We start from the raw sequence: 24,729 nt of genomic DNA, 5'->3' as shown, positions 1-24,729 counted from the left end.
GAATGAAATTGCTGAAGACCCAAAACAAATCTACCAAACGTCCGTTTTTCTCTGCCAAACGCACGGGACAGGATAAGACGGAGAGCATTCCGTGGCGTTTTGTCGACAATAAAGCCCCGTTGGCAGAAAATATTTTATCGTGTATATCGAAGCTCTTTATCTTTGTGTCTAGTTAAATACATATGATTATGAGATATTGTATGAAAAGAATGAGCGTACTTGTGACGGTAGTCCTCACGCTTGCCCTCGGGACGGGAATACTGTCCTGCACGGGAGACAACGGATTCGAAGAACAGGAGATGACACCCGAAGAATTACCGGGTGGCGGTAATGGCAGCGACGACGGCGATGCTCCGGATTTCGACCCCATCATAACAGGATGGGACGGGCAGAAAGCCGATGATGCGGCAATGGATATTGTCGGCACAAATGAAGATATTTATTGGGAAGCGAACGGGTTCGGGGGCAGCAAAGCCGTGACCGTCACGGTCACCTATTCAGGAAGTTCGGCCACGGTGACTACTTCCGATACCTCCGTGGAATACTACACGGATGGCGCCTATGTCACCATCGACATGCTAACCCATTCGGTGAAGAACGTGGAGATCGTGGTTTCCGGAAAGAGCGATGACGGACAGTTGAAAATCTACGGGGAGAAGAAGTTTAAGCTCACGCTTTCGGGCGTGGAACTGACTTCGAGCAAGGGTCCCGCCATCAATGACCAATGCAAGAAGCGTGCGTTCGTACATCTGACGGAAGGCACGACCAACCGCCTGACTGACGCGGCGACCTATTCGGAGGAGCCCCGTTATCTCAACGGGGGAAGTTCGGCAAGCGAGGATCGCAAGGGGTGTTTCTTTAGCGAGGGTAACCTGATTTTCAGCGGTACGGGCGTGCTGGAGGTAAAAGGCAACTACAAGCACGGCATCGTCACCGACGGTTACTTCTACACGCGTCCCGGAGTGACAATCGCCGTGACGGGAGCCGCCAAGAACGCCATCCACGTCAAGGGCGACCAGGATGACGGCATCGGCGTGTACATCGCCGGAGGTCTGATTTATGCCAACGTATCGTCCACGGCAGGTAAAGGCATCAAGACGGATCTCGATGCAGAAATTGTCGGAGGAAAACTCCTGCTAAATACCTCCGGTAACGCCACTTACGATGAAGACGAAAAAGACACCTCCTCGTCTGCCTGCATCAAGACAGATGGTAGTGTCATCATTTCCGGGGGCACACACACCCTAAAAAGTACCGGTACGGGCGGCAAGGGAATCAATGCCGATGGAGAGATCCGCGTATCGGGCGGCGAGACCACCGTGACGACCACGGGCGGCAAGTACACCTACTCGTCAAACCTGACCTCCTCGCCCAAGGGCGTGAAAGCCGACGGCAACATTACCATAAGCGGTGGCAAACTGAATATCTCCGTGACAGGAGCAAGCGATGGTTCCGAAGGACTGGAGAGCAAGGCGACACTTACCATCAGTGGTGGAGAGATCTACTCGTATGCCTATGACGATGCCATTAACGCCGCTTCGGCCATCAACATCACCGGCGGAAAGGTTTATGCCTACGCAAGCAATAACGACGGTATCGACTCCAACGGTTCGCTAGTCATTTCCGGGGGACTGGTCATCGGCGTGGGAACATCCGCACCGGAGAGCGGCATAGACTGTGACGACAGTAACAGTTTCAAGATTAACGGCGGAACGGTAATCAGCATGGGCGGAACCTTGCAGTCCAATCCTTCTACCTCCAGCACGCAACGGTCGGTGGTCTATAACGGCGTGTCCGCAACCAAGGGAACGAAGATTTGCGTACTGAACAGTTCGGGAACACCGGTCCTGACATTCGAATTTCCCCGTACAATGAACGGTGCGGCATTCTTCTTCAGCACACCCGACATCGCTTCGGGAGCCTCTTATACCCTTTCCTCTGGCGGTTCACTCAGCGACAATACAGACGCATGGAACGGATGGTACGGAGGCGGAACATGGTCGGGCGGTTCACAAGTGGGAACTTTCACGTCAAACAGTGTCGTGACCACCATCGGTAGCAGCAGTGGCCCGGGAGGAGGCGGCATGCCGGGAGGCGGTGGCCCGGGAAGACCCGGCGGGCGGTAAAACCGTATGGAACATAACAGATAGTAAAAGTTTTCTCCTGTGGCACGTTGATGCGACAGGAGAAAATTTGTCATTTATACCGCTTTTTATAAAAAAAGACTTACATTTGCATAAAACAAACCGATATTGGATGTATGTCAAAACAGAACGATACGATCCTTTTGAAATCTTTTAACCGCCGTAACCCGAACGCATTCAGTATCGTTTATCGAATGATATATAGAGAATTATACCTATATGCCACCCGTCTCTTCGACCCTCTGAATCTTCCGGCAGAAGACGTTATCCAAGACATTTTCACCGATATATGGCTTCGGGAATCCGTCCAATTCCCATCCATCCTTTACATCAAAACATTCTGCTTTATCGCCCTGAAAAATGCCTACAAGAACAAAATCAAGCATCAAGGATATCAACAACGCTTCGAATTGGAGTGTAAAGTCGAAAAAGAATTTACAGACGACATCGAGCAAGTGGAACTATACCATACCTTGTACGAATCGCTCAAATTCCTACCCGTCGATTACGCCACGGTCATCCGCATGTACCTCGAAGGTTGGAAACCCGAAGAGATCGCCACGAAGCTGGGCCTCGCCCTCCAAACAGTCTACAACAAACGCCGGGAGGCGATTGTTATTTTACGGAAATATATGATGAAGTAATAAACTACTCTCTTCGTTTGGGAACAAAGTGATTTATAGAATTACATACAACCAATGATTTATTCGTTTTATTATTAGAAAATATCCATCGGGATAAAACAGTCAATCGTCCCTTGAAACCGGAAATATCACTAACTTTGGCACAAAAACAAGAATATGGCAACGACAATTATATTTAACGCTTGCATCATCACCATGAACGAACGCATGGAGTTGATCAAAAACGGTTCTATCCGGATAGAAGATAATCAAATCAAAGAGATCGGTGAAGGTAAAATTCAAATCCCCGATGCCGAATATTTTGATGCAGAAGGCATGATCGTGATGCCCGGGTTTATCAACACGCATACCCACGTGCCGATGACCATGCTACGCGGGTATGCCGATGACCTTCCACTCCACACGTGGCTGAACGAACATATTTTCCCGGCAGAGGCACGCATGGTGACCCCGGAGAACGTGGCCGTTGCCTCCCGGTTCGCTTTTATCGAAATGATCAAATCGGGGACCACGTGTTTCAACGACATGTATTTCTTTGAAGACATCATCGCCTCCGAAGCTAAAAAAGCGGGAATCCGAGCCGTCGTGGGAGAATCCCTGATTGACTTCCCGACACCCAGTTTCCACTCGGTGGATGAAGGAATTGCTCGCGGCGAATCGCTCGCCCAACAATGGTACGGTGACAGCTTGATTCACCCTGCCATCTGCGCCCATTCACCCTATACCTGTTCCAAAGAGACGCTTCAAAAAGCCAAAGTCCTCTCCGAAAAATACAATATTCCACTCCACATCCACGTGGCCGAAACCCGTAAAGAAGTGGAAGACCTCACGGCTCAAACCGGTATGGCTCCGGCTGAATACCTTTACTCAATCGGGCTGTTGGACAAGAATGTCGTGGCCGCCCATTCCGTTTGGCTGACCCCGAAAGAGATCGAATTATACGCCCGCACCCGAACCTCGGTAGCCCATTGCCCGAAAAGCAATCTAAAACTTGCCAGCGGAATCGCTGACACTGACGCTTACCTGAAAGCCGGCATCAACGTCGGCATTGGAACTGACGGCACGGCAAGCAACAACACCCTCGACATGGTGGAAGAGATGCGCTTTGCCGCCCTCCTCCCTAAAGGCACCCGTTACAACCCGGAGGCCGTCAATGCCCGCACGGCATTACGCATGGCCACGATCAACGGGGCAAAAGCCCTCGGCATTCACCACCTGACGGGTTCTCTGGAAGTCGGTAAACGGGCCGACCTGATCGTCGTCCATGCCGATGCCAGCAACATGATTCCCGTATATGACGAATATTCAGCCCTCGTTTACGCTTCCAACAGTAAAAACATCCGTTTCAGCATGGTGAACGGGAAATGGATTATGCGCAACCGGGAGATCACGAACATCAATAAAACAGACACGATGGAAGCGATGAAACAGATCGTTAATCACCAAACTTACAACCGGAAATGATCGGTTTTCATTTTCAAATTTCAATTTTCAATTCTCAATTATATTCGCTAGTTTTGCAAACCTTTTTATAAAGAAAGGTGTTTATAAATACTATAGACCCAATTAGATATGGAAAACAAAAATTATGGAGGACTCGAGAGCGAGTTTACGGCATACGAAACTGCCGAGATTGTAGTATTGCCTGTACCCTATGATGGAACAAGCACATGGTTGAAGGGAGCAGATAAAGGTCCGGATGCGATTCTGGAAGCATCGGCAAACATGGAACTCTACGATATTGAAACGGATTCCGAAGTATATACCCACGGTATCGCGACCCTGGAACCGGTGACAGAAGCCTCATCTCCGGAAGCCATGTCTCAAGAAGTTGAAAAACAAGTAGACAAAATATTAACCGACAAGAAATTCCCGGTTATTCTGGGAGGAGAACATTCCGTCAGCATCGGTGCATTCCGAGCATTTGCCAAACACTATGACAAATTCTCTGTTTTACAACTGGATGCACACTCCGACATGCGTAGCGAATACGAGGGATCTACCCACAACCACGCTTGCGTCATGGCACGAGCCAAAGAAGTGGCAACCGTGGCTCAGGTAGGAATCAGAAGTTCAGCCATCGAAGAAAAAGAAAACATCATGCCGGATCGCATTTTCTACGCTCACGATTTGCATGATGCCAAGGAAGGCAACAACTGGATGTACATGGTATCGCAAAAATTACACGACAACGTGTACATCACGATCGATTTGGACGTTTTCGACCCGGCTATTGTTCCGGCAACAGGAACTCCGGAACCTGACGGACTCTATTACAGAGAAGTACTGAACTTCCTCAAATTGATCAACGAGCGTCACAACATCGTTGGCTTGGACGTGGTAGAGCTTTGCCCCAACGATATCAATAAATCATCTGATTTCTTGGCTAGCAAATTGATCTATCAAATATTGAGTATCAAGTATCAAAACCAATCAAATAATTGACGATTTATGATTGAAGATTAAAGCCTTAGCCTTGTGCGGCCGGAATCTAAAATCTCCAAAATCAAGAAATCTAAAACCGAGAAATTGAGTCAATAAGGTCCTCATAATTGTACCTTATATTTTTAAGATAAATAAAATGGAAAAGAAAGATTTATTAAAAGACACTATCAAACACATCGACATCAAGTCGTATGACTCAACCCAACTGATCGACGCGATGCGCGGTATGTCATTCACCTCTCGCGACACGGCCAGAGCAACCGACATCCTGATGATGATGGTTGGAGAGAAAGAGTGTACTAATATTCTTACCATTGCCGGAAGTACCAGTGCTGCCGGATGTATGCAGGTTTACGTGGACATGGTTCGTAACAAAATGGTTGACGTGGTAGTTTCTACCGGTGCGTCCATCATCGACATGGACTTGTTCGAAGCCCTTGGCTACAAACACTACAAGGGACACCAAGACGTGCCTGACATGCAATTAAGAGAACTTTACATCGACCGTATTTACGATACGTTCATCGACGAAGAGGAATTACAGGCTTGCGACCACACGACTTACGAGATCGCCAACAACTTGGAACCGCGTCCTTATTCTTCACGTGAATTTATCTGGGAAATCGGTAAATGGTTACACGAAGGACACGCTGTGAAGAAAGACAGCCTGATTCAAACCTGTTATGAATGCGGAGTGCCCATCTTCTGCCCGGCCTTCTCCGATTGTAGCGCGGGCTTCGGTATCGGTAAACACCAATGGGAACACCCCGACAAACACGTGTCTATCGACTCCGTAAAAGACTTCATCGAATTGACCCAAATCAAGATCAAAGCAGGCACGACCGGATTGTTCATGGTAGGTGGTGGAACCCCGAAAAACTTCGCGCAAGACACCGTTGTATGTGCTGAAATCCTAGGATTCGACGTGCCAATGCACAAATACGCCATCCAGATCACCGTGGCCGACGTTCGCGACGGGGCTTGCTCCTCTTCAACCCTGAAAGAGGCTTGCTCTTGGGGTAAAGTTGACGTTACCTACGAACAAATGGTTTACGCCGAAGGAACCACCGTTATTCCCGCTATCGCAAGCTACGTTTACCACAACGGACCTTGGAAAGAGAGAGAATACAAGAACTGGAACAAACTATTCCAAAAATAATCACTATAAAGAGGGAAGCTTTCACTTCCCTCTTTATATTCCCCCACCCCTCCCTCCGCGGAATATCTCCACATTTAAGCTGAGGAGAATTTCCCCATCTTCTCTACATGAATCCCCCCAACATACACCATCAGAATTCAGGAGAAAGTTGTATATTTACTCATTGAAACGGGAGATGGAAAACAGAAAGATCATTCATATCGACATGGACGCGTTCTACGCCTCTATCGAACAACGGGATCACCCGGAATACAGGGGAAAACCGCTTGTCGTGGGGCGTCCGGAGAAACGCGGGGTCGTGGCAGCCGCCAGCTACGAGGCACGCCGTTATGGCATACACTCTGCCATGTCGTCCATGAAAGCCAAACAACTCTGTCCCGACCTCATTTTCGCCAGTTCCCACATGGAATACTACAAATCGATATCCATGCAAATTCACGAAATATTCCACGAATACACGGACATCATCGAACCCCTGGCACTGGACGAAGCCTTCCTGGACGTGACCGAGAACAAAAAAAACATCCCGCTGGCCGTAGATATCGCCAAAGAAATCAAGAATGAAATCAAAGAAAAACTAGGACTCGTGGCCTCTGCCGGGGTCTCTTACAATAAATTCCTGGCTAAGATTGCATCTGATTACAAGAAACCCGATGGGCTTTACACCATCCACCCTGACCGGGCCCCCGCCTTTATCTCCAAACTCCCGATCGAGGCATTCTGGGGTATCGGTAAAATCACAGCCCGCAAAATGCACTCGCTAGGCATACACACGGGGGCAGACCTCAAGAAATGCACGCTGGCTTTCCTTATCCGTAACTTCGGGAAAGCCGGCACCTTGTATCACGATTTTGCCAATGGCATCGATCTCAGGGTAGTTACCCCCGAGAGAATCCGTAAATCCGTAGGCTGTGAAAGTACCTTCGAGAACGACTTGACAAACTATATCGCTGTCATCATAGAACTGTACCACGTGACAACGGAATTAATTCTCCGGCTGGAAAAGTCTGATTTCAAAGGGCATACACTAACCTTGAAAATCAGATTCCACGATTTCACCCAAAAGACACGCAGTATCACTATGCCACACGAGTTACGAACGAAACAGGATATTCTTCCCCTGGCCAAAAAATTACTCAAAGATTTAGAACTTACACAATTTAGAATACGTCTTCTAGGACTCTCTGTATCAAATCCTTTCGATGAACTAACCTCCCACGGTCCCTTGCAATTAAGAATTAATTTTGATTAATTATGAAACCTTTACGTTCATGTGCCGTATATAGGCATATATTTTGAATGTAATCATAGTGTAACCGAAACTTAATAGATAAGTGACAAGGTTACGATGAAAAACCGATACCTTTGTATCGGAATTCAAAAGAGACTTCGATTTTTTTTCATAAATTTGTTATTGGTATTTTGGGTCCCCGCTGAGACAGCGCGGACCATTTTTATTTTAAATTTTCAACGGCTTAACACAACCATTTGAAGAATAAATTTTAGCAGAGCGTTTGAGAAACAGAGGTAATGATTTGGCGACCGTGCGAATTTCAGCGATTTGCGGTGTTATGCTGTCAAATAACTCTTTCTGATAAAAGGCATAACAATTCCTGAAAAAAACAATGTCCGTTATCGTATTTTTGCTTTCCATCCGTTGTAAATTATTCATTGGAAAGAAGATCATCTCGTGAATTATAGCTACCTTTACGACTGAAAACCAAAGCATAGACCCGATGGCGAAAATTATCGTTCAAAATACACCGATTACAGTTCTCAATCTTGAAGAGCAGGATTATATCTCTCTTACCGACATGGCTTCTGCCAAAGAGGGTGACAGCAGAGCGGCAGACGTGATTAAGAACTGGATAAGAGGTCGCTATACAATTGAATTTCTTGGCACATGGGAGGTTATTCATAATCCTGGTTTTAAAGTGGTCGAATTCGACCACTTTAGGAAAAGTGCGGGGCTGCCGTCTTTCGTACTGAGTGCATCCGAATGGATAGAAAGTACCAATGCCATTGGTATCGTTGTGAAAAAAGGACGTTATGGAGGAACATACGCTCATAAGGATATTGCGTTTGAATTCGGTTCTGCAATCAGTGTGCCTTTTAAGTTGTATCTTATAGAAGAGTTTCAGCGGCTGAAGAACGAAGAACAAAGACTGCTCGGCTGGTCGGCAAAGCGTGAACTGTCGAAAATCAACTACCGCATACATACCGATGCCATAAAACAAAACCTTATCCCGGCAGAAGTTACTCGGGCGCAGGCAAGCATCATCTATGCCAACGAAGCCGACGTGTTGAATGTGGCGATGTTCGGCATGACTGCAAAGCAATGGCGTGAAGCCAATCCCGACCTGAAAGGCAATATCCGGGATTATGCCGCCATCAACGAACTTATATGTCTGTCAAACATGGAAAACCTCAATGCTGTGTTCATCGAACAGGGCATGCCGCAGGGAGAGCGTCTTTTAAAACTCAATCAGATAGCCATTCATCAGATGAGCGTACTGCAAAACGGCGATAATGGAGAGAGAAAGTTGTTGAAATAATCATTGCCAACATACTACCTTTGTTTTATAGCCTAAGAATTCGGTCGATTATCATCATAAAAAGAATTTTTCACGTGAGCCAATCCAAACCTTTGTCTCTCGGTTCTCGTATATAAAGTGTATATCGAAAATTAATCGATATAACAGAAATTTAACTACTCATTTTTTTGTATATAAAGAAAAGCCGATACCTTTGTACCGGATTTCAAGAAAAGACTTCAATTTTTTTTCATAAATTTGTTATTGGTTGCCTCCTGCTGTGACAGCACGAGGCTTTTTTCTTTCAGCGATGCCAAACTAACAAATCTTTCTTTACCTGCAAACACTTGCATGCATTTTAATAGTGTTAAAATACGAATTTTTACCAACACACTGATTGTCTGATAAAACAAAATCGGAATTAACATTTACACGATAGCGTGTTTACAAAAAAAGATCGTGCTCGATTGACATTTAACACATTCGGCACGACCTTCCAATTTTATTATTAACTATCGAATTATTCCAAATAGGTATACCCGTACAGTCCGGAACGATAATTGGACAGGAACTCACGTCCTTCTTCAGCCGAGATAATTCCCTTTTTCACGGAAGAAGTTACCCACACTTCCACCGTGCGGGCCATCCTCTTCGGCATAAACTGCACGTACTCCAACACGTCGGCCACCGTCTCTCCCTCGATCACCTTATCGATCACGTAATCATCGCCTTTCACCTTGATATGGACGGCATTCGTGTCACCGAACAGGTTGTGCAAGTCACCAAGAATCTCCTGGTAGGCACCCACGAGGAACACGCCCAGGTAATACGGCTCCTTGCCATTCAACTCGTGTACCGGAAGATGGTACGAGAAATTGCGCGTCGAGATAAAATTATCGATCTTCCCGTCAGAATCACAGGTAATATCCTGAATTGTTGCCGATTTCGTCGGCTGCTCGTTCAAACGGGAAATCGGTATGATCGGGAATATCTGGTCGATCGCCCATGAATCAGGCAAAGACTGGAATAACGAGAAATTACAGAAATATTTATCCGGCAACATCTTGGAAATCTTCTTCAACTCGTCCGGGGCATGCTTCGTGGCCACGGCCATGTCATACACGTCTCTGGCCACCGACCAGAACAACCGCTCCACCTGGGCACGGGTAAACAAGTCGATCAAACCAAGGTTAAACAAACCGAGAGCATCTTCCCGGATCTGCATGGCATCGTGCCAAGTCTCGATCAACCGGGGCTGATTCAGGTTCTCCCACAAATCATACAACTCCTTCACCAGCTCGTGAGCATTCTCGTCGATCTCCTCGTTTTCATCGAAAGCGGGCAGACTTGTACTGGCAAGCGCCTCGAAAATCAACACGGAGTGATGTGCCGTCAGAGAACGTCCCGACTCGGTGATAATATTCGGCTGCTCCAGGTTATTCTTCTCGCAGGCATCCACCAGCGCGGACACGGCATCATTCACGTACTCTTGAATCGAGTAGTTCATGCTGTTTCCACTCGTGGCCGAGCGTGTCCCGTCATAATCCACGCCTAATCCCCCGCCGATATCCACGAAACGTATATTGTACCCTAAATTTTTCAATTGCACGTAGAACTGGGAAGCCTCTTTCAACGCCGTCTTGATGCGACGTATATTGGTCACCTGGCTACCGATATGGAAATGGATCAACTTCAAACAATCCGTCATCTTATTCTTCTCCAGAATATCCATGGCTTCCAGCAACTCGCTCGAATTCACCCCGAACTTGCTGACATCTCCTCCCGACTCTTCCCACTTCCCACTCCCGGAACTGGCCAACTTAATACGGATGCCTATATTCGGGCGAATTTTCAAGCGTTTGGAGATCTTCGCGATATTTCTCAATTCAACCAACTTCTCGACAACCAAGTATATATTTCGTCCCATTTTCTGGGCCAAAAGAGCCAACTCGATATAATTCTCGTCCTTGTAACCGTTACAGATAATCATCGCGTCGTCGTCAATATCAATCGACAACACCGCGTGCAATTCCGGTTTAGAACCTGCTTCAAGACCAATATTATACTTGGTCCCGTGACTGACAATCTCTTCCACCACGGGGCGCATCTGGTTCACTTTAATCGGATAAATGATAAAATTTTTACCCGTGTAACCATATTCCGTCGCCGCTGTTTGAAAACAACTAGAGATTTTCTCGATCCGGTTATCAAGGATGTCCGGGAACCTTAACAACACGGGAGCCGATACATCCCGCACCTGGAGTTCCTCCATCAATTCCTTGATGTCAATTCTCGGTCCCCCGACTTTCGGTGTTACAGTAACGTGTCCCTTCTCGTTAATCGAAAAATAGTTCAGCCCCCAACCGTTAATATTGTACAGTTCTGCTGAATCGTCAATACTCCATTTTCTCATTTCTATTCTATAAGCTCATTAAGATTGATTGTCCCGCAAAGCTACAACATATTTTCAATATTATATACTTTATCGCCTAGGATTTCACGATTTTAGCCATTGGATTTCACGCTCTCGGGATACGCCAGGCAGAATTACAATCCCGTTAAATAACCTCACATCCTCTGGATCTCCTGAATGCCGTCCCGATCGATCACCAAACGGTAACGCTTGTACTCGACCTGTTCCCCGTGTTGCAATTGTATCAGGAAATTAAGATAATATATCTTATCTCCCCTGATCGGACCGTAATCCGACTCGCCCTTCGGCACATACAGCTCGTAGTCCCGCTCGTCCATCTTCTGCACGAAACTCCCCACGTTAAAACGCAAGATCTCGTTCACCCCGGCAATATCGTACTGACTATATTCGTCGAGCGCCTCCGGGTTGAGCTGTACCCATTTCCGGTAAAGAATAATTTTCTCCCCGCCATTCCGATTATCCGCCTCCAACAGATCCGGCCGGGCCCTTCGCTCGATAACCTCCTCCGGGACTTTCCTTTCCGAGATAAAGTCCACCCCGTCCTTGATCCACCCGACCACTCTCTCGTTCATACTGATCGTTGTCTTCCGGTCAAAATAATTCTTCCCCAACCGGTGAGCAAAATAAAAACGCATCAACTCCTTGATCCGGTCCTTCAGCATATAGCTCACCACCAAAGCCACGAACAACGGCATCGTGAAATTCCCGTACTTCTTCTGAAATGAAAAAGCTACCACCGTGGCAAATATCATCGAAAGCCCTGCCGCGATACTATAATATATCTGCTCCACTAGCACCCCGTCTCTCTTTTTCGATGCCTTCAAGAACAAATCGCTCTCCGCGTATTTTTTCAGCATTCCCCGCCGATAGATCACCGTCCGATTCCGGTCCTTACTCTTCGGGTCGGCCACGAGATAACCGTTCTGTTTCTTATAATCAATCTCCGAACGTACCAACGACAACAATGATTTCACCTCCCGGTCATAACACCTCGAATCAGTTGTCTTCAATCCGTCCAGCAATTTGAACGTATGAAACTCCACCAGGTTAGAAAGATACTCATCCCCGAAAGAGAAATAATTCAACGCCTCCCGGGGAATCCCCGGCTTGTCAACAATAGCCTTCAAATCCCGGTATCGTTTCACGATCAATCGCACGTATTCAACATACCGATCGACCATCTCTCCCCGTTCACCACTTTCCACCTCGTGATGAATCGTCTCTCCCGCCATCCCCCGAAGGGCGCTTTTAAAGATGGAAGTAAACATCTTAATCTGGTATTCGTAAAAGCCCAACGCCTCCCTCGTCCCATCCGCCACCAAATGCAGGAACGCATCCTCCAGGAAAACAAAAGGCGTCCATTCTCCCCGCGCGATCTCCTCCAAGGTGTAGATCGGGGTAATCAAACGCACGTTGGATTTCAGATCCCGGTAAAAAGCATCCTTGGGATAAGTCGAGGCATTAATATCCAAACTATGAGGTACGAAAAACCACGTGTTCATTCTGAACTCGTTCTCTCCCTTGTCCCGATCGACATAATAACCGACCTTACATTCCAAGGAGTAGCGATCATGCAACTTAACTTGAATATCTATCATATCACAAAATTACAACGCAAGGTACGAAAAAAAATAAGGAATTTATATACGAATTTACAGCAAATTAACCCCCTCCCTCCTTCAGCGTTTTGAGCCCGGGAACCCGCCTCGAACCGGCTTGACACGAGGTGATGGAAGAGTTGGAGCATGAAAACAAGTAAACCACACTAGAATTCGGAAAGAAGTAGAAAAGGTTTCCGTGTGAAATCATCCGGCATTAAGTCCGATTTAATGCACGAAATGAAAATAAACACATGATTACATCCGGATCACTACCGTGTAAAACGCTATTAGAACGCTATTAAAACCCTATTAAAACGCTATACGGAATAGCGTTTTATCAAGGATTTATAAGCATACTAAAAATCTTGTAACCGGAAGTGATCTGCTAGTGATAATGATTTGCAATTCTTTTTTTCAATTAAAACATTTTATTTAGATTTGTAATTCAGGAGTTATTGTCTAACCTAAATGATGTATTTATGAACGAACGAGCATTTCCCTCTCATAAAAAAATGATCATGATAGGCATAGTGTTGTTGTACATGCTTTTTTCCGGATGCGAGGAAAAAGCAGATTACAGGGCAACATGTACAGTCCCGATCGGACGTTTGTTATTAAGCGAGGAATGGTTGGAATTAGGAGTAGTACAAATGAACGAAGTTCAAGAAAAATGGATACGCATTTTTAACCCGACTCAAAAACCGGTTTCCCTATCCATTATGGAAAATCCAGAGGAAAATACCGGTTTAAAGGTAACATACCACAAAGGTAAAAAGCATGTGCCAGCAACACAAACGTTCATCCTACCGGGAGGACACGTGGATTCTTTATTAGTGACATTCTCACCACAACATGATAATCCATATGGAGAATTTCTTTATGCCGAATATCTCAAATGTGACGGCGAGATTCTGATGACCGGAATAAAAGTTAGCGGTATCGTAGTAGATAATTTTGAAAACGTATTACCGGATAAAGCTCCACGCGGAATATTAAACCAAGATTCCATCACGTTCCAGTTTGATCAAGGTAAGCAGGTTCCTGTTGCATTTGACGTGGAAATTCGAAATGATGGGTATTCGAATTTAATCGTGAGAAAAGTAGAAGTAACATGTTCATGTGTAATGACTGAACTCAATGATACTATAATTGCACCAGGGAAATCCTCCACGTTACACGCTAAATTTACCCCAGAGGGATTAGCCGGTTCGTTCTGGCAAGAAATCCGCCTAGTAACAAACGACCCTACAACTCCCTTAAAAACCGTGTTTATCAAATGTCATGTTAAAGAAAAGTAGATGAAAAGAAATTATACATGTTTTCTCCTCAAAAGGAGATTTATAGCTTACTTGTGTGTCGGGCTTGTAATAAATTGCACGCCATCAGCACGCCAAAGGACATATTACGAGCAATTATATGCAGATTCTGCATTTATAACTTGTGAAGGAGATTTAAATAAACCAGGAGTGATCGACCAACAAGAAACGGCTTACATGAAAGCACACCAACGCATGACACGTCATTTACGATACAAGGATTCGCTATCATGGGATTTCACGGCAAAAGAACTGAAAATATCTGATGACGTGTATGACTACTTAACAGGATGCTGGAAACACGAGAACTCACTATTACGAGGAGATAACCCACATATCCATGGTAGATTCATTCTAAAATTAGTACCCACCGGACATGTTTTATTACCATCGCGGGAAAAATGTTCAAGGGAAGATTAAAAGGAGACCATGGGAAAAATTACAATTTGATTCGTCCAAAATGAAAAGTTGCATTGCCGAGTTGAATCCGCATAACATGAAAACAACATTATTAACATTAATATTGACAATTATTGCACTAAGTTCAAGTGCACGGTCGTTCCCCAAGGATACTCTTAGAGGGAAGAACGCTAGTTATCATCGGGAATTCATATTAAGCGCGATTAAAATGAGAAACATCCAAAACAAGGACACCTCTAGTTTTGTGTATTTTGATGATGGTAAACAAGTGTCAGAAGAATACTGGCCGACAAGTGAACCAAAATTCAATTCTAAATATCCTATGGAGGTGTTTAAAGACTTTCTGACTCCACAGGAGCAAGATCAACTAAAAACAGAAAGAGGAATATTGGGATTATTGGTTGTTCTTGATAAAAATGGAAATATAATTGAAATAGAATTCACATTCTCGAAGAAAAATCCCGTGTTATCTCAATTTTCTGCCGATAGATTCTTCGAACTGGAAACAAAATTTAAAAAATTATTAAAATGGGATATTGATAATAATGATAAGAAAATAAAACATCTAAAATTTTTGTTAGCCATAAGTATTTCGGAATCAGCTCGAATGTAAAATAAACAGATAGCGAGAAAATAAATTTGGGCAAAATTCTACGTGACGAAAGGCAGTGCGAAACGCAGAGAATCAACCATGCCGTCATGAAAGCGTTGAATTTCCAAATCATCGGTTTTGCATATCGTCAAGCCTACAGAGGGCGAACTCTATCGGAAGGAATACAAGCGAAGGTTCACCACCGACAAGACTGATGACAAGAAAGCAGATTTCAGCTATAGAATGTACCGAATATTTTATCAGCAGATGGAAAAAACGGAAAAGTTCAGAGCCTTTTCAATTTTTTTAGCTAATTTTGCAAATGAAGAGGAAAGGTCCTCTCAAAGGACATATTAGATTAAAAAAGAAGCGTTATGCCTATCTTGTAGTTTGAAAACGTAGGAAATTTTCAGAAGAGTATATACAAGGATTTGCATGGTGGTTCTTACGCTATAGCGTGGACTGCTATTACTACATCTGTATACGGGTTTCCTACGACCTTCAAACTAAGACGTGGCATTGCAGTTCCACGCTTTCGGTGTTTTTAAAGGTCTTTGAGGAACTGGAAAGACACTTTTCATCAGTATGAAAAAGAAATTTATCGAGACGGGAACCATCCGTAAGGCATGGATTGCGTGCTCTATTATGTGTGCTTGCATGTTCGGGTTGTCCTCTTGTTGGGATGATTACGACAATTCAGAACTCAGAGGCGACATTGAGAACCTTAAAAATCGGGTAAAAACCCTTGAGGAATGGCAAAAATCCGTCAACACGGACATCCAATCATTGAAAAGCCTTGTCGAAGCCCTTGAAGACAAGGATTATGTTACAGCAGTGACACCTCTTGATGATGGAACGGGCTACGTCATTTCATTCCTCAAAAGCGGTAATATAACCATCAAGCACGGAGAAAAGGGCGATAACGGAACAACGCCCGTTATCAGCGTAAAGCAGGACACAGACGGGAAATGCTACTGGACGCTGAATGGCGAGTGGCTGCTTGACAATGGAAACAAAATACCCGTAACCGGAGAGAAAGGCGACAAGGGGGACAAAGGTGAGGACGCTATCACTCCGCAAGTTCGCATCAACACAGATACAAACGAATGGGAAATCTCGACCGATAACGGCACAACTTGGGTTTCAACAGGGGTAAAGGCCACCGGAGAGAAAGGCGACACCGGAGCACAAGGTGATAAAGGGGATTCCATGTTCAGCAGTATCGACAACTCGAACGAAGCTTACGTAGAATTGACGCTTGCCGACGGTGTAACCAAAATCAAACTGCCGAGATATGCCGCTTTCTCCATCGCTTTCGAGAGCGACGAAGTGTTCTACGCTTCGCCCTCCGATAATGAATTGACACTTGTTCTCCCCGCCACTCTCAAAGAAAGCGATTATCGTTCCATCATAGCGACCGTAACCGCAACAAACGGAGCAGACGTGCAGGCACGAAGCTCCGAAAGCCGGTGGAATGTTACCGTAACGAAACCCACATTCGGAACAGACGGCGTACTGGTAGAAGGGAGCGCAAAAGTTACGATAAAGGGAACGGAGAATACTCGCCTTGCCGACACTTATTTGTTGCGCGTGGCTCTCGTGGCTGCAAACGGAACGGAAGTTACCGCTTCCCGGTTGATTAAGTATTTCGATGGTACGGTTGCGGAAAGCCAATCGGATATAACGGACAATACCGTTAAACGTTTGGCATGGAAAGGTGATATGGCTGAAGACGATTTTGCGTATATCCGGAATAATATGGCTTCGACTTTGGAAGTGCTCGACCTTTCGGCTACCACGTTGACAGAATTGCCGTATAGGGCTTTGGCTTTTTACAGCAGCATGGGGCTCAGCGACAACACAACGCTGAGAGAGGTAATCCTGCCGGAAGGACTGAAGACTATCCACAATTGTGCCTTCGCCATGTGTAAGGCCTTGAACAAATTGAATGTTCCCTCTACAGTTACAACGCTTGGAGGTTGGATATTGGAGGGTACACCTTTGACATCTTTCACTATTCCTGACGGCTTGACCTCCTTGTACCAAAGTACGTTCTACAATAGCGACATTGTAGAAATCCGTATTCCGGCAACGGTAAAGGAAATTCCTAACTGGTGTTTCACTCTCTGTGAGAACCTGGAGCGGATATATCTGCACGATGGCATTACGTCTATTGGAGAAGGAGCATTCTCATCCTGCCCCTCCTTGGACCACATTACCATTCCCAAAGGGGTTACCGTACTGTCGAAAGACTTGTTCGCTTCTTGTCATGGATTAAGGGAGGTCTATCTGCATGATGGCATAACGGCAATGAAAGAAGGTGTTTTTTATTGCTGTACGTCGTTAACCTACTGCACCTTTCCCGATTACGGGCAAAACATTCTACCTGACGGTTTGACAGAAATAGGAAAGAATTGCTTTTATAACACCGCATTAAAGCAGATAAATATGAGCAGAACGCAAATCAAAGACATACCGGACTGGGCTTTCTACACATGCGAGAACTTGAAAGAAGTTGCATTCCCATATGATTTGGAAACGATTGGGAACTATGCGTTCAGTGGATGCCCGTTCACATCCATTACGTTGCCCGCGTCTTTAACGGAAATAAAATCATGGGCATTTAGTAGTTGTAACAACTTGCGCTTCGTGGAATGTCGGGCGACTACTCCGCCGACACTGAATGATGGAGCATTCCCCACTAATCAGATGTCTCGTCTGACGGTGCCGACCGCATATATAGATACTTATAAGAGTAGTTCTTGGAACGATTATTTCGAGAATATTGAGTAAATAATCACGAATCCTATCGGAAGAACTTTAAGACGGGTTGCCTTTGTGCTGCCCGTCTTTTTTTAACGTACACTTTGGTATATCTTATAAATTAATTAAATTTACATTGAGTTATTTGACAGCATAACGATTGAAAATCGTACGGTTGCCAATTCGTTATCGCTATTTCTCAAATAATCAGCTAAATGCTTATTTCTCAAATTGTTGTGCTAGACCGTTAAAAATCTAACATAAAAATTAAATGAAAAAATGAATATCATGAAAGTAACATTATTAACATTAATATTGACAGCAATTGTCTTAAACTTAAACGCACGATCATTTCCCAAGGATACTCTTAGAGGTAAAAACGCTAGTTATGAACGGGTATTCATATTAAGCGCAATTAAAATGAGAAATATTCAAAACAAGGATACCATTCCTAGTATGTATTTTGATGATGGTAAACAGGTCCCAGAAGAGTACGGGGTAAATAGTGAACCAAAATTTAATTTTGAATATCTCATGAAGATATTTAAAAACTCTTTCACACCACAAGAACTAGATCAACTAAAAACGGTAAGAGGAACATTTGGGATTTGGGTTGTTCTAGATAAAAGCGGGAATATTATCGAAATGGAATTTTCATTTGCCAAGAAGAATCCCGTGTTATCTAAATTTTCTGCTGATAGATTCTTTGAAATGGAAACAAAATTTAAAAAATCATTAAAATGGAATATCATCGGTAACGATCAAAAAATTAAACATCTAAAATTCATGTTTGCAATAAGTATTTTTCAATCAATTCAGATGTAAAAAGGGCTCACGTGCAAAAATAGGTGGAGCACTCAGAAAGTGTTATGCGAGTTAATAAAAAAAGACGCTCTGATGATCAGAGCGTCTATTTTTTGTCGAGATGACTGGACTTGAACCAGCGGCCTCCACGTCCCGAACGTGGCGCGCTACCAACTGCGCTACATCTCGTTCCTGTTTTGCGAGGGCAAAGATAATAAAAGTATCAATTATAATCACTATATTTGTAAAAAATTTTATCGCATAAAATATTTTTCTTCAGATATGGACTCAATTAGACAAAATAAAGTTGGTCGCTTAATCCAACGGGACCTAAGCGAAATGTTTCAGAAAGAGTGTAAAGAATTCACCGCAGGCGCCATGTTATCCGTTACAGCAGTGCGAGTTAGCCCGGATATGTCGTATGCCAGAGTTTACCTTAGTATATTCCCATCGAGCTTGACGGAAAAGGTTCTGGAGAGCTTGACGGAAAAAAACAAAAGCATTCGTTTTATCCTTGGAAAGAAGATTGGCAAACAAACACGAATCATCCCGGAGCTCAAATTTTTCGTGGACGATAGCCTCGATTACATCGATAAAATCGATTCTCTGTTGAAACAATAACCCGCGTCCACGATGAATCTGTCGATATTCATTGCACGGAGATACCTGTTTTCAAAAAAGAAACAGAATGCCATAAACATCATTTCCATCATCAGCATGGTCGGTGTCGCAATTGGCACTACGGCTCTTATTGTCGTACTCTCCGTGTTCAACGGAATCGACACGCTCCTCACGGAAGCTACCGACTGTTTCACCCCGGACCTTACGATTGCCCCGGCAAAAGGGAAATTCATTACGACCGACACGATTCTAATTCATCGACTAACTCGTATGCCGGAAATCTCTTCCTGCGATCCCGTCGTGGAAGAAAATTCTCTCGTGAAATTCGGGGACAAGCTAGTTCCGGTAGTTGTAAAAGGAGTCGATTCGACTTATGCCGAACACGTAAATATACGCCCTTCCATTGTTGGTGGTATTTACTCTCTCGAAAAAGACGGTAAACCAGCCGTAGTCATGGGCTACGGTATTGCCGCAGCTTTAAAAATCAGATTGGGCAGCCTCTCCCCCGTCACGTTCTACTACCCGGATCGAAAAGCTTCCTCCGCATCAAGTTCTGCACTAAACAGCCAACAAATATATCCTCTCGGAATATTCTCGGCACAACAGGATATTGACGGTAAATACGTGATCACCGGAATAGAAACAGCAAGGGAGCTATTCGGAGTTCCGGGACAAATCTCTAAAATAGAGATAAAGCTAAAAGACCCGGACCAAACGGAGTCATTAAAAAAAGAGCTATCCGTGCAATTACAACCGACGTACAAAGTGGAGGATAAATATGACTTGAACCGATCCTTTTATGCCATGATGAAATCGGAGAAACTGGCAGTCTTCCTAATCCTGCTATTCATCCTGTTAATCGCATCCTTCAATATTATCGGTTCTGTATCAATGCTCATCATTGACAAAAAAGAAGATATCGGGATTTACCAGGCTCTCGGGATGAGCAAAGAAAAAATAACCTCGATTTTCACGTTGGAAGGTAACTTGATTACCGGACTCGGGGCTTTGATCGGACTGGTTCTAGGTACTATATTATGCTTGTTACAAGAATATTACGGGTTTATTACACTCGGCAACGGGAGCTACATTGTCAGCGCGTACCCGGTAAAAGTCATCGCATCGGATATTCTGATTATCATGGTCACGGTGATCACCATCGGTTATCTGGCCTCGCGTTTCCCGGTAAAATATCTCGTAAACAAAATCGTCAAATCATAAATAAGAATCACACCATGTATCATAAACTTTTAACGCTCTCACTTTTATCCCTAACGTTCGCCCTACTTCCCTTGATGTCAAGAAGTCAGGAGAAAGAGCATGTTGTTTTAATCGAAACCAACATGGGAAACTTAAAAGCAAAACTATACAACGATACCCCCTTGCACCGGGATAATTTCATCCGGCTGGCAAAATCCGGCCATTATAACGGGACATTATTTTATCGTGTTGTTAAAAATTTCGTGATACAAGGAGGTTCTTCAGACAGTCGAAATGCCATTGCCGGACAAGCCATCGGCTACGGTAAAGGCGTCACGATCGACGCGGAGATCAAGCCTCACCATTATCACAAGAAAGGAGCCCTAGCCGCTCCTCGCCAACCGGACCGGGTAAATGTCTTCAAAGAATCGGATATTGCACAATTCTATTTCGTGGTCGGTAAAAAATACACGCCGGAAGAACTGGACAAAATCGAGAAATCAATAAACGTCCCCATTAAAAAAGCCATCCAGAAAAAGTATTATACACCGGAAAAAAAAGCTATTCTTGACACCTTGAGGGCGCAAAAGAAAGTACCTGAATTCCGGGCTATTGCGGAAAAGATCAAATCGGACATCAATTTCGAATGGGAAAACAACACGGACAAACTCTACATGGATGATGAAAAAAGAAAGGCATACACCACGTTAGGCGGAGTTCACCACTTGGATAAAGAGTACACGGTTTTCGGAGAACTCATCGAAGGCTTCGATGTTCTGGATAAAATTGCCGCTCTACCCACGGATAGACAGGATCGTCCGTTCAAAGACGTAAGAATAATCAGTGTAAAAATAATAGAGTAACATGATACCACGCAAATACTCCTTACTAGGGAGAAATATTATCTGGGCAGGAGTAATCTTTTTCTTATGCGCCATTCCATCAGATTCGATTCCTGACCCGAAACTGAATATCCCTCATCTTGATAAAGTTGTGCATTTCGGGATGTTTTTCATCATGTCAATTTTCCTGTGTAGCGAACTCCGTTACCAAACCCAACTATCTTTACGGAAGATTTACATGATCACCATCAGCTTCAGTTTTATATACGGGGGACTTATCGAAGTCCTGCAATTCAAATACTTCAACCGGGGTGGAGATTGGTGGGACCTGTTTGCCGATGTCCTCGGGGGCGTGGTCGGCTGTCTGTTATACCCCACGGCGAAAAAACAGAAAGACAAATTTGTTGATTACCTATACAAGAAACTAAAAAACCGGAAAGTATAACCACTCCGGGGAAAATCTTGTCCATTAAAATGGAAGATTACAAGACTTTTTATTAACTTTGTCCACCAAAGATTTCAAATTTTGAGAAGATGTTAGACAAGATAAAACAACTCAGTGCTGAAATAGCCGGCTTCCAGGCAAAGAGCCTAGAAGAAGTAGAACAGTTCAGAATCAAGCATTTAAGCAAAAAAGGAACTATCGCTGCTCTCTTTGATGATTTTAAAACCGTACCCGCGGATCAGAAAAAAGCCATGGGACAAGAATTAAATGAATTGAAGAACACGGCTTTGGCAAAAATCAACGAGTTGAAAGAGTTACTTTCTAACGCGGAAGAAGATGTAAGCGGCATAGACTTGACGATGCCGGGAGATCCCTTAAAATTGGGAACCCGTCACCCGTTAGCTATCGTGAAAAATGAAATTCTGGCAATCTTCAATAAACTTGGATTCACCATTTCCGAAGGACCGGAAATCGAGGATGACTGGCATAACTTTTCCGCGTTGAACTTCCCGGAAGAACACCCGGCTCGTGACATGCAGGATACGTTCTTTATCAGCAAGAATCCGGACATCGTGCTACACACGCATACTTCATCCGTGCAAGTGCGAGATATGGAAGCTCACCGTCCCCCGATTCGCTTGGTTACTCCCGGAAGAGTGTTCCGTAACGAAGCAATTTCGGCCCGGGCACATTGTATTTTCCATCAGATTGAGGCTCTTTACATCGATGAGAATGTTTCATTCGCCGATTTAAAGCAAACACTTACCTATTTCGCGAAAGAACTTTTCGGACCGGACACGCAAATTCGTCTCCGTCCGTCATACTTCCCTTTCACGGAGCCATCGGCAGAGATGGACGTTTCCTGTACCCTATGTCATGGAAAAGGTTGCAACGTGTGTAAGGGAACCGGATGGTTGGAAATTCTCGGGTGTGGAATGGTTGACCCCAATGTTTTGGAACTAAATGGTATAGACAAGGAAAAATATACCGGGTTTGCACTCGGTATGGGTATCGAACGTATCACCATGCTAAAATACGGCATTAAGGATATACGCCTCTTTTTCGAGAACGACATCCGTTTCCTTGAACAATTTTCGGCCGCAGGCAAATAATATATAAACACAACACAAGAGAGATGAGGATGTCGGTAACACGACTCCTCATTTTTTATTCGCAAACACCGGTTGCTATGAAGAATTTAGTCTTTCTATTCCTGATCACCTTTTCATTCGGAGCTTTTGCTTGCTCTCCCGTTGATTCCGTGCATCAGAAAGATCAAACTTTGTTAAAACATTTTTTCGAATACGCCAATCAAAAGGAAATCAACAAACTTCCGCTCAACGAAAAAGTAGTCGCCATCGGACGCTATTTTCTCGAAACGCCTTACGCAGGAGGAACTTTGGACATCAATCCCCAAGAGGAACTGGTTGTCGATCTACAAGAATTTGATTGCGTGACTTTCGTCGACAACGTCATTGCCCTGGCACGACTAGATAAGTACGAAGAAGAAAGTATTCCTCAATTCCAAAAGAATTTGCAGGAAATTCGATACCGGAACGGGGAAATAGTCGATTACACGTCACGTCTACACTACTCTTCCGACTGGTTATACGAGATGACCTGCCGAAATATATTGGAAGATATCACGAAAGAAAAAGGGGGTATTCCTTTTCCCAATAAAGTATCATTTATCTCTCAAAACTGGAAAAAATACCCGGCCCTAATACAGGATTCCACCCTCGTAACAAAAATAATTGATATCGAAAAGGCAATTAACGGCAGAGCGTATTACTATATCCCGAAAGAAAAAGTGCTTCCTTTCGCGGGACAAATCAAAACCGGGGACATTATACTGATCACCACGAAGAAAAAAGGGCTCGACACGGCTCACGTGGGCATTGCCATTGAAAATGAGGGACAAGTATACCTGCTTCATGCCTCGGTATCCGATAAAAAAGTGTCCATTACGACGGAAACACTTCCCGACTACCTACAACGAATCACATCACATTCTGGCATAATGATCGGGCGTCTCATCAATTTTAAATCTAATTAACATCCACAAAACCGAGTAATACGTATATTTGGTAAAATTATTGTTATAAACTTTTACAAGAGCACACAATGTGATCGTGGAAATTGAATAAAAACTTAAAACAACGGAATATGAGAAGAATATTTATCGGAACACTTGTTGTGTTGACCATTGCTTTGATTAACGGATGTGCTAATCGAAAAATCACACGGGTAGACCCGAATGAAACCATCGACCTTAGCGGACGCTGGAATGATAGTGACTCGCGGCTTGTTTCCGAGGAAATGATCGGAGACGTGCTTACCTCTGCCTGGCTTCCCAGATACACGAAAGCAAACGACAAACGCCCGGTGGTGGTAGTCGGACTGGTGGAAAACAAAAGTCATGAACACATCAACTCTGAGACTTTTATCAAAGACATCGAGAAAGCAATTATCCGGGATGGTAACATCCGTTTGGTCGTTGCCGGAGAAAAACGGAATGAACTTCGAAAAGAAAGAGCCGAACAACAAGATTACGCGTCACCGGAAACCACCAAAAAGTGGGGGAAAGAACTGGGTGCCGATTTTATCTTGCAAGGAACAATCAATAGCATTGTCGATGCATACAAGAAACAAAAAGTCGTAACTTACCAGATCGACCTGCAACTCACGAATATCGAGACCAACGAGGTTGTCTGGATGGGAGACAAGAAGATCAAAAAACAAATCAGTGACCGAATACTGTAATC

21 protein-coding genes and 1 tRNA gene are annotated in these 24,729 nt (G+C 44.3%); 19 read left to right on the top strand and 3 right to left on the bottom strand.

Features of this window, described 5'->3' with window-relative positions; translation table 11 throughout:
* Positions 1 to 188 precede the first annotated feature (188 nt).
* The 7 genes from D8S85_RS13905 (at position 189) to D8S85_RS13875 (ending at position 8,947) form a co-directional block, all read left to right on the top strand.
* Positions 189 to 2,126: a carbohydrate-binding domain-containing protein gene (locus D8S85_RS13905; protein ID WP_172726522.1), complete on the top strand. Its 1,938-nt coding sequence runs from the start codon at positions 189 to 191 to the stop codon at positions 2,124 to 2,126.
* Between the two features lie 134 nt (positions 2,127 to 2,260).
* Positions 2,261 to 2,788 carry an RNA polymerase sigma factor gene (locus D8S85_RS13900; protein ID WP_106481196.1) on the top strand — a complete coding sequence of 176 codons (528 nt, stop codon included), beginning with the start codon at positions 2,261 to 2,263 and terminating at the stop codon, positions 2,786 to 2,788.
* A 156-nt stretch (positions 2,789 to 2,944) separates the two neighbouring features.
* On the top strand, positions 2,945 to 4,252 hold the full coding sequence (locus tag D8S85_RS13895) for an amidohydrolase family protein (RefSeq protein WP_228423230.1): 1,308 nt from the start codon (positions 2,945 to 2,947) through the stop codon (positions 4,250 to 4,252).
* Positions 4,253 to 4,360: 108 nt separating this feature from the next.
* On the top strand, positions 4,361 to 5,233 hold the full coding sequence (gene speB, locus D8S85_RS13890) for an agmatinase (RefSeq protein ID WP_106481195.1): 873 nt from the start codon (positions 4,361 to 4,363) through the stop codon (positions 5,231 to 5,233).
* 136 nt (positions 5,234 to 5,369) lie between these two features.
* Positions 5,370 to 6,392: a 1,9-bis(guanidino)-5-aza-nonane synthase gene (locus D8S85_RS13885; protein ID WP_127075264.1), complete on the top strand. Its 1,023-nt coding sequence runs from the start codon at positions 5,370 to 5,372 to the stop codon at positions 6,390 to 6,392.
* Positions 6,393 to 6,567: 175 nt separating this feature from the next.
* Complete coding sequence (gene dinB, locus D8S85_RS13880; RefSeq protein ID WP_106481193.1) at positions 6,568 to 7,644, top strand: DNA polymerase IV; 1,077 nt, start codon at positions 6,568 to 6,570, stop codon at positions 7,642 to 7,644.
* A gap of 484 nt (positions 7,645 to 8,128) precedes the next feature.
* Positions 8,129 to 8,947: a KilA-N domain-containing protein gene (locus D8S85_RS13875; protein WP_106481191.1), complete on the top strand. Its 819-nt coding sequence runs from the start codon at positions 8,129 to 8,131 to the stop codon at positions 8,945 to 8,947.
* Between the two features lie 499 nt (positions 8,948 to 9,446).
* Here the strand turns inward: D8S85_RS13875 and speA are convergent, their stop codons facing one another.
* Complete coding sequence (speA, locus tag D8S85_RS13870) at positions 9,447 to 11,339, bottom strand: biosynthetic arginine decarboxylase (RefSeq protein ID WP_106481189.1); 1,893 nt, start codon at positions 11,337 to 11,339, stop codon at positions 9,447 to 9,449.
* A 155-nt stretch (positions 11,340 to 11,494) separates the two neighbouring features.
* Positions 11,495 to 12,958: a hypothetical protein gene (locus D8S85_RS13865; protein ID WP_106481188.1), complete on the bottom strand. Its 1,464-nt coding sequence runs from the start codon at positions 12,956 to 12,958 to the stop codon at positions 11,495 to 11,497.
* Positions 12,959 to 13,479: 521 nt separating this feature from the next.
* On the opposite strand from D8S85_RS13865, the gene D8S85_RS13860 reads away from it, so the two are divergent.
* The 5 genes from D8S85_RS13860 (at position 13,480) to D8S85_RS13840 (ending at position 18,877) form a co-directional block, all read left to right on the top strand.
* Positions 13,480 to 14,259 (top strand): DUF1573 domain-containing protein, encoded by a 780-nt coding sequence (locus tag D8S85_RS13860; RefSeq protein ID WP_172726521.1) that lies wholly within the window; start codon positions 13,480 to 13,482, stop codon positions 14,257 to 14,259.
* Positions 14,260 to 14,697 (top strand): hypothetical protein, encoded by a 438-nt coding sequence (locus D8S85_RS13855; RefSeq protein ID WP_127075260.1) that lies wholly within the window; start codon positions 14,260 to 14,262, stop codon positions 14,695 to 14,697. It abuts the gene before it with no gap.
* A gap of 76 nt (positions 14,698 to 14,773) precedes the next feature.
* Positions 14,774 to 15,310, top strand: coding sequence for a hypothetical protein (locus D8S85_RS13850; protein ID WP_127075258.1), 537 nt, complete (start codon positions 14,774 to 14,776; stop codon positions 15,308 to 15,310).
* A gap of 564 nt (positions 15,311 to 15,874) precedes the next feature.
* Positions 15,875 to 18,082, top strand: a complete 2,208-nt coding sequence (locus D8S85_RS13845) for a leucine-rich repeat protein (protein ID WP_106481184.1) — start codon at positions 15,875 to 15,877, stop codon at positions 18,080 to 18,082.
* A 258-nt stretch (positions 18,083 to 18,340) separates the two neighbouring features.
* On the top strand, positions 18,341 to 18,877 hold the full coding sequence (locus D8S85_RS13840; RefSeq protein WP_127075256.1) for a hypothetical protein: 537 nt from the start codon (positions 18,341 to 18,343) through the stop codon (positions 18,875 to 18,877).
* A gap of 95 nt (positions 18,878 to 18,972) precedes the next feature.
* On the opposite strand, the gene D8S85_RS13835 is transcribed toward D8S85_RS13840, so the two are convergent.
* Positions 18,973 to 19,045, bottom strand: a tRNA-Pro gene (locus tag D8S85_RS13835).
* Between the two features lie 93 nt (positions 19,046 to 19,138).
* Here D8S85_RS13835 and rbfA point away from each other — a divergent pair.
* The 7 genes from rbfA (at position 19,139) to D8S85_RS13800 (ending at position 24,727) form a co-directional block, all read left to right on the top strand.
* Positions 19,139 to 19,477, top strand: coding sequence for a 30S ribosome-binding factor RbfA (rbfA, locus tag D8S85_RS13830; RefSeq protein ID WP_106625113.1), 339 nt, complete (start codon positions 19,139 to 19,141; stop codon positions 19,475 to 19,477).
* Positions 19,478 to 19,489: 12 nt separating this feature from the next.
* A complete protein-coding gene (locus tag D8S85_RS13825; protein ID WP_106481182.1) occupies positions 19,490 to 20,698 on the top strand; it encodes an ABC transporter permease in 1,209 nt (402 codons plus the stop codon).
* A gap of 14 nt (positions 20,699 to 20,712) precedes the next feature.
* Positions 20,713 to 21,540, top strand: coding sequence for a peptidylprolyl isomerase (locus tag D8S85_RS13820; RefSeq protein WP_106481181.1), 828 nt, complete (start codon positions 20,713 to 20,715; stop codon positions 21,538 to 21,540).
* Between the two features lies 1 nt (position 21,541).
* The gene (locus tag D8S85_RS13815) at positions 21,542 to 21,964 is read left to right on the top strand and encodes a VanZ family protein (RefSeq protein WP_106481180.1); all 423 of its coding nucleotides are present in this window, start codon (positions 21,542 to 21,544) and stop codon (positions 21,962 to 21,964) included.
* Between the two features lie 89 nt (positions 21,965 to 22,053).
* Complete coding sequence (gene pheS / locus D8S85_RS13810) at positions 22,054 to 23,076, top strand: phenylalanine--tRNA ligase subunit alpha (protein WP_106481179.1); 1,023 nt, start codon at positions 22,054 to 22,056, stop codon at positions 23,074 to 23,076.
* A 77-nt stretch (positions 23,077 to 23,153) separates the two neighbouring features.
* Positions 23,154 to 24,020, top strand: coding sequence for an N-acetylmuramoyl-L-alanine amidase-like domain-containing protein (locus D8S85_RS13805; protein ID WP_106625112.1), 867 nt, complete (start codon positions 23,154 to 23,156; stop codon positions 24,018 to 24,020).
* Positions 24,021 to 24,130: 110 nt separating this feature from the next.
* The gene (locus D8S85_RS13800) at positions 24,131 to 24,727 is read left to right on the top strand and encodes a penicillin-binding protein activator LpoB (protein ID WP_106481178.1); all 597 of its coding nucleotides are present in this window, start codon (positions 24,131 to 24,133) and stop codon (positions 24,725 to 24,727) included.
* Positions 24,728 to 24,729 lie beyond the last annotated feature (2 nt).

This window comes from Butyricimonas faecalis (assembly GCF_003991565.1).
GTDB classification, from domain to species: domain Bacteria; phylum Bacteroidota; class Bacteroidia; order Bacteroidales; family Marinifilaceae; genus Butyricimonas; species Butyricimonas faecalis.
This window is presented reverse-complemented; position numbering and strand designations above follow the sequence as displayed.

Bases quoted from the DNA above. Each gene is read 5' to 3' on its own strand.
- D8S85_RS13855 (WP_127075260.1), top strand. From the start codon at position 14,260: ATGAAAAGAAATTATACATGTTTTCTCCTCAAAAGGAGATTTATAGCT.
- D8S85_RS13860 (WP_172726521.1), top strand. From the start codon at position 13,480: ATGATAGGCATAGTGTTGTTGTACATGCTTTTTTCCGGATGCGAGGAA.
- D8S85_RS13865 (WP_106481188.1), bottom strand. From the start codon at position 12,958: ATGATAGATATTCAAGTTAAGTTGCATGATCGCTACTCCTTGGAATGT.
- D8S85_RS13875 (WP_106481191.1), top strand. From the start codon at position 8,129: ATGGCGAAAATTATCGTTCAAAATACACCGATTACAGTTCTCAATCTT.
- dinB (WP_106481193.1), top strand. From the start codon at position 6,568: ATGGAAAACAGAAAGATCATTCATATCGACATGGACGCGTTCTACGCC.
- D8S85_RS13840 (WP_127075256.1), top strand. From the start codon at position 18,341: ATGAAAGTAACATTATTAACATTAATATTGACAGCAATTGTCTTAAAC.
- D8S85_RS13850 (WP_127075258.1), top strand. From the start codon at position 14,774: ATGAAAACAACATTATTAACATTAATATTGACAATTATTGCACTAAGT.
- D8S85_RS13800 (WP_106481178.1), top strand. From the start codon at position 24,131: ATGAGAAGAATATTTATCGGAACACTTGTTGTGTTGACCATTGCTTTG.
- speB (WP_106481195.1), top strand. From the start codon at position 4,361: ATGGAAAACAAAAATTATGGAGGACTCGAGAGCGAGTTTACGGCATAC.
- D8S85_RS13820 (WP_106481181.1), top strand. From the start codon at position 20,713: ATGTATCATAAACTTTTAACGCTCTCACTTTTATCCCTAACGTTCGCC.
- D8S85_RS13885 (WP_127075264.1), top strand. From the start codon at position 5,370: ATGGAAAAGAAAGATTTATTAAAAGACACTATCAAACACATCGACATC.
- pheS (WP_106481179.1), top strand. From the start codon at position 22,054: ATGTTAGACAAGATAAAACAACTCAGTGCTGAAATAGCCGGCTTCCAG.
- rbfA (WP_106625113.1), top strand. From the start codon at position 19,139: ATGGACTCAATTAGACAAAATAAAGTTGGTCGCTTAATCCAACGGGAC.
- D8S85_RS13900 (WP_106481196.1), top strand. From the start codon at position 2,261: ATGTCAAAACAGAACGATACGATCCTTTTGAAATCTTTTAACCGCCGT.
- D8S85_RS13895 (WP_228423230.1), top strand. From the start codon at position 2,945: ATGGCAACGACAATTATATTTAACGCTTGCATCATCACCATGAACGAA.
- D8S85_RS13825 (WP_106481182.1), top strand. From the start codon at position 19,490: ATGAATCTGTCGATATTCATTGCACGGAGATACCTGTTTTCAAAAAAG.
- D8S85_RS13815 (WP_106481180.1), top strand. From the start codon at position 21,542: ATGATACCACGCAAATACTCCTTACTAGGGAGAAATATTATCTGGGCA.
- D8S85_RS13905 (WP_172726522.1), top strand. From the start codon at position 189: ATGAGATATTGTATGAAAAGAATGAGCGTACTTGTGACGGTAGTCCTC.
- D8S85_RS13845 (WP_106481184.1), top strand. From the start codon at position 15,875: ATGAAAAAGAAATTTATCGAGACGGGAACCATCCGTAAGGCATGGATT.
- D8S85_RS13805 (WP_106625112.1), top strand. From the start codon at position 23,154: ATGAAGAATTTAGTCTTTCTATTCCTGATCACCTTTTCATTCGGAGCT.
- speA (WP_106481189.1), bottom strand. From the start codon at position 11,339: ATGAGAAAATGGAGTATTGACGATTCAGCAGAACTGTACAATATTAAC.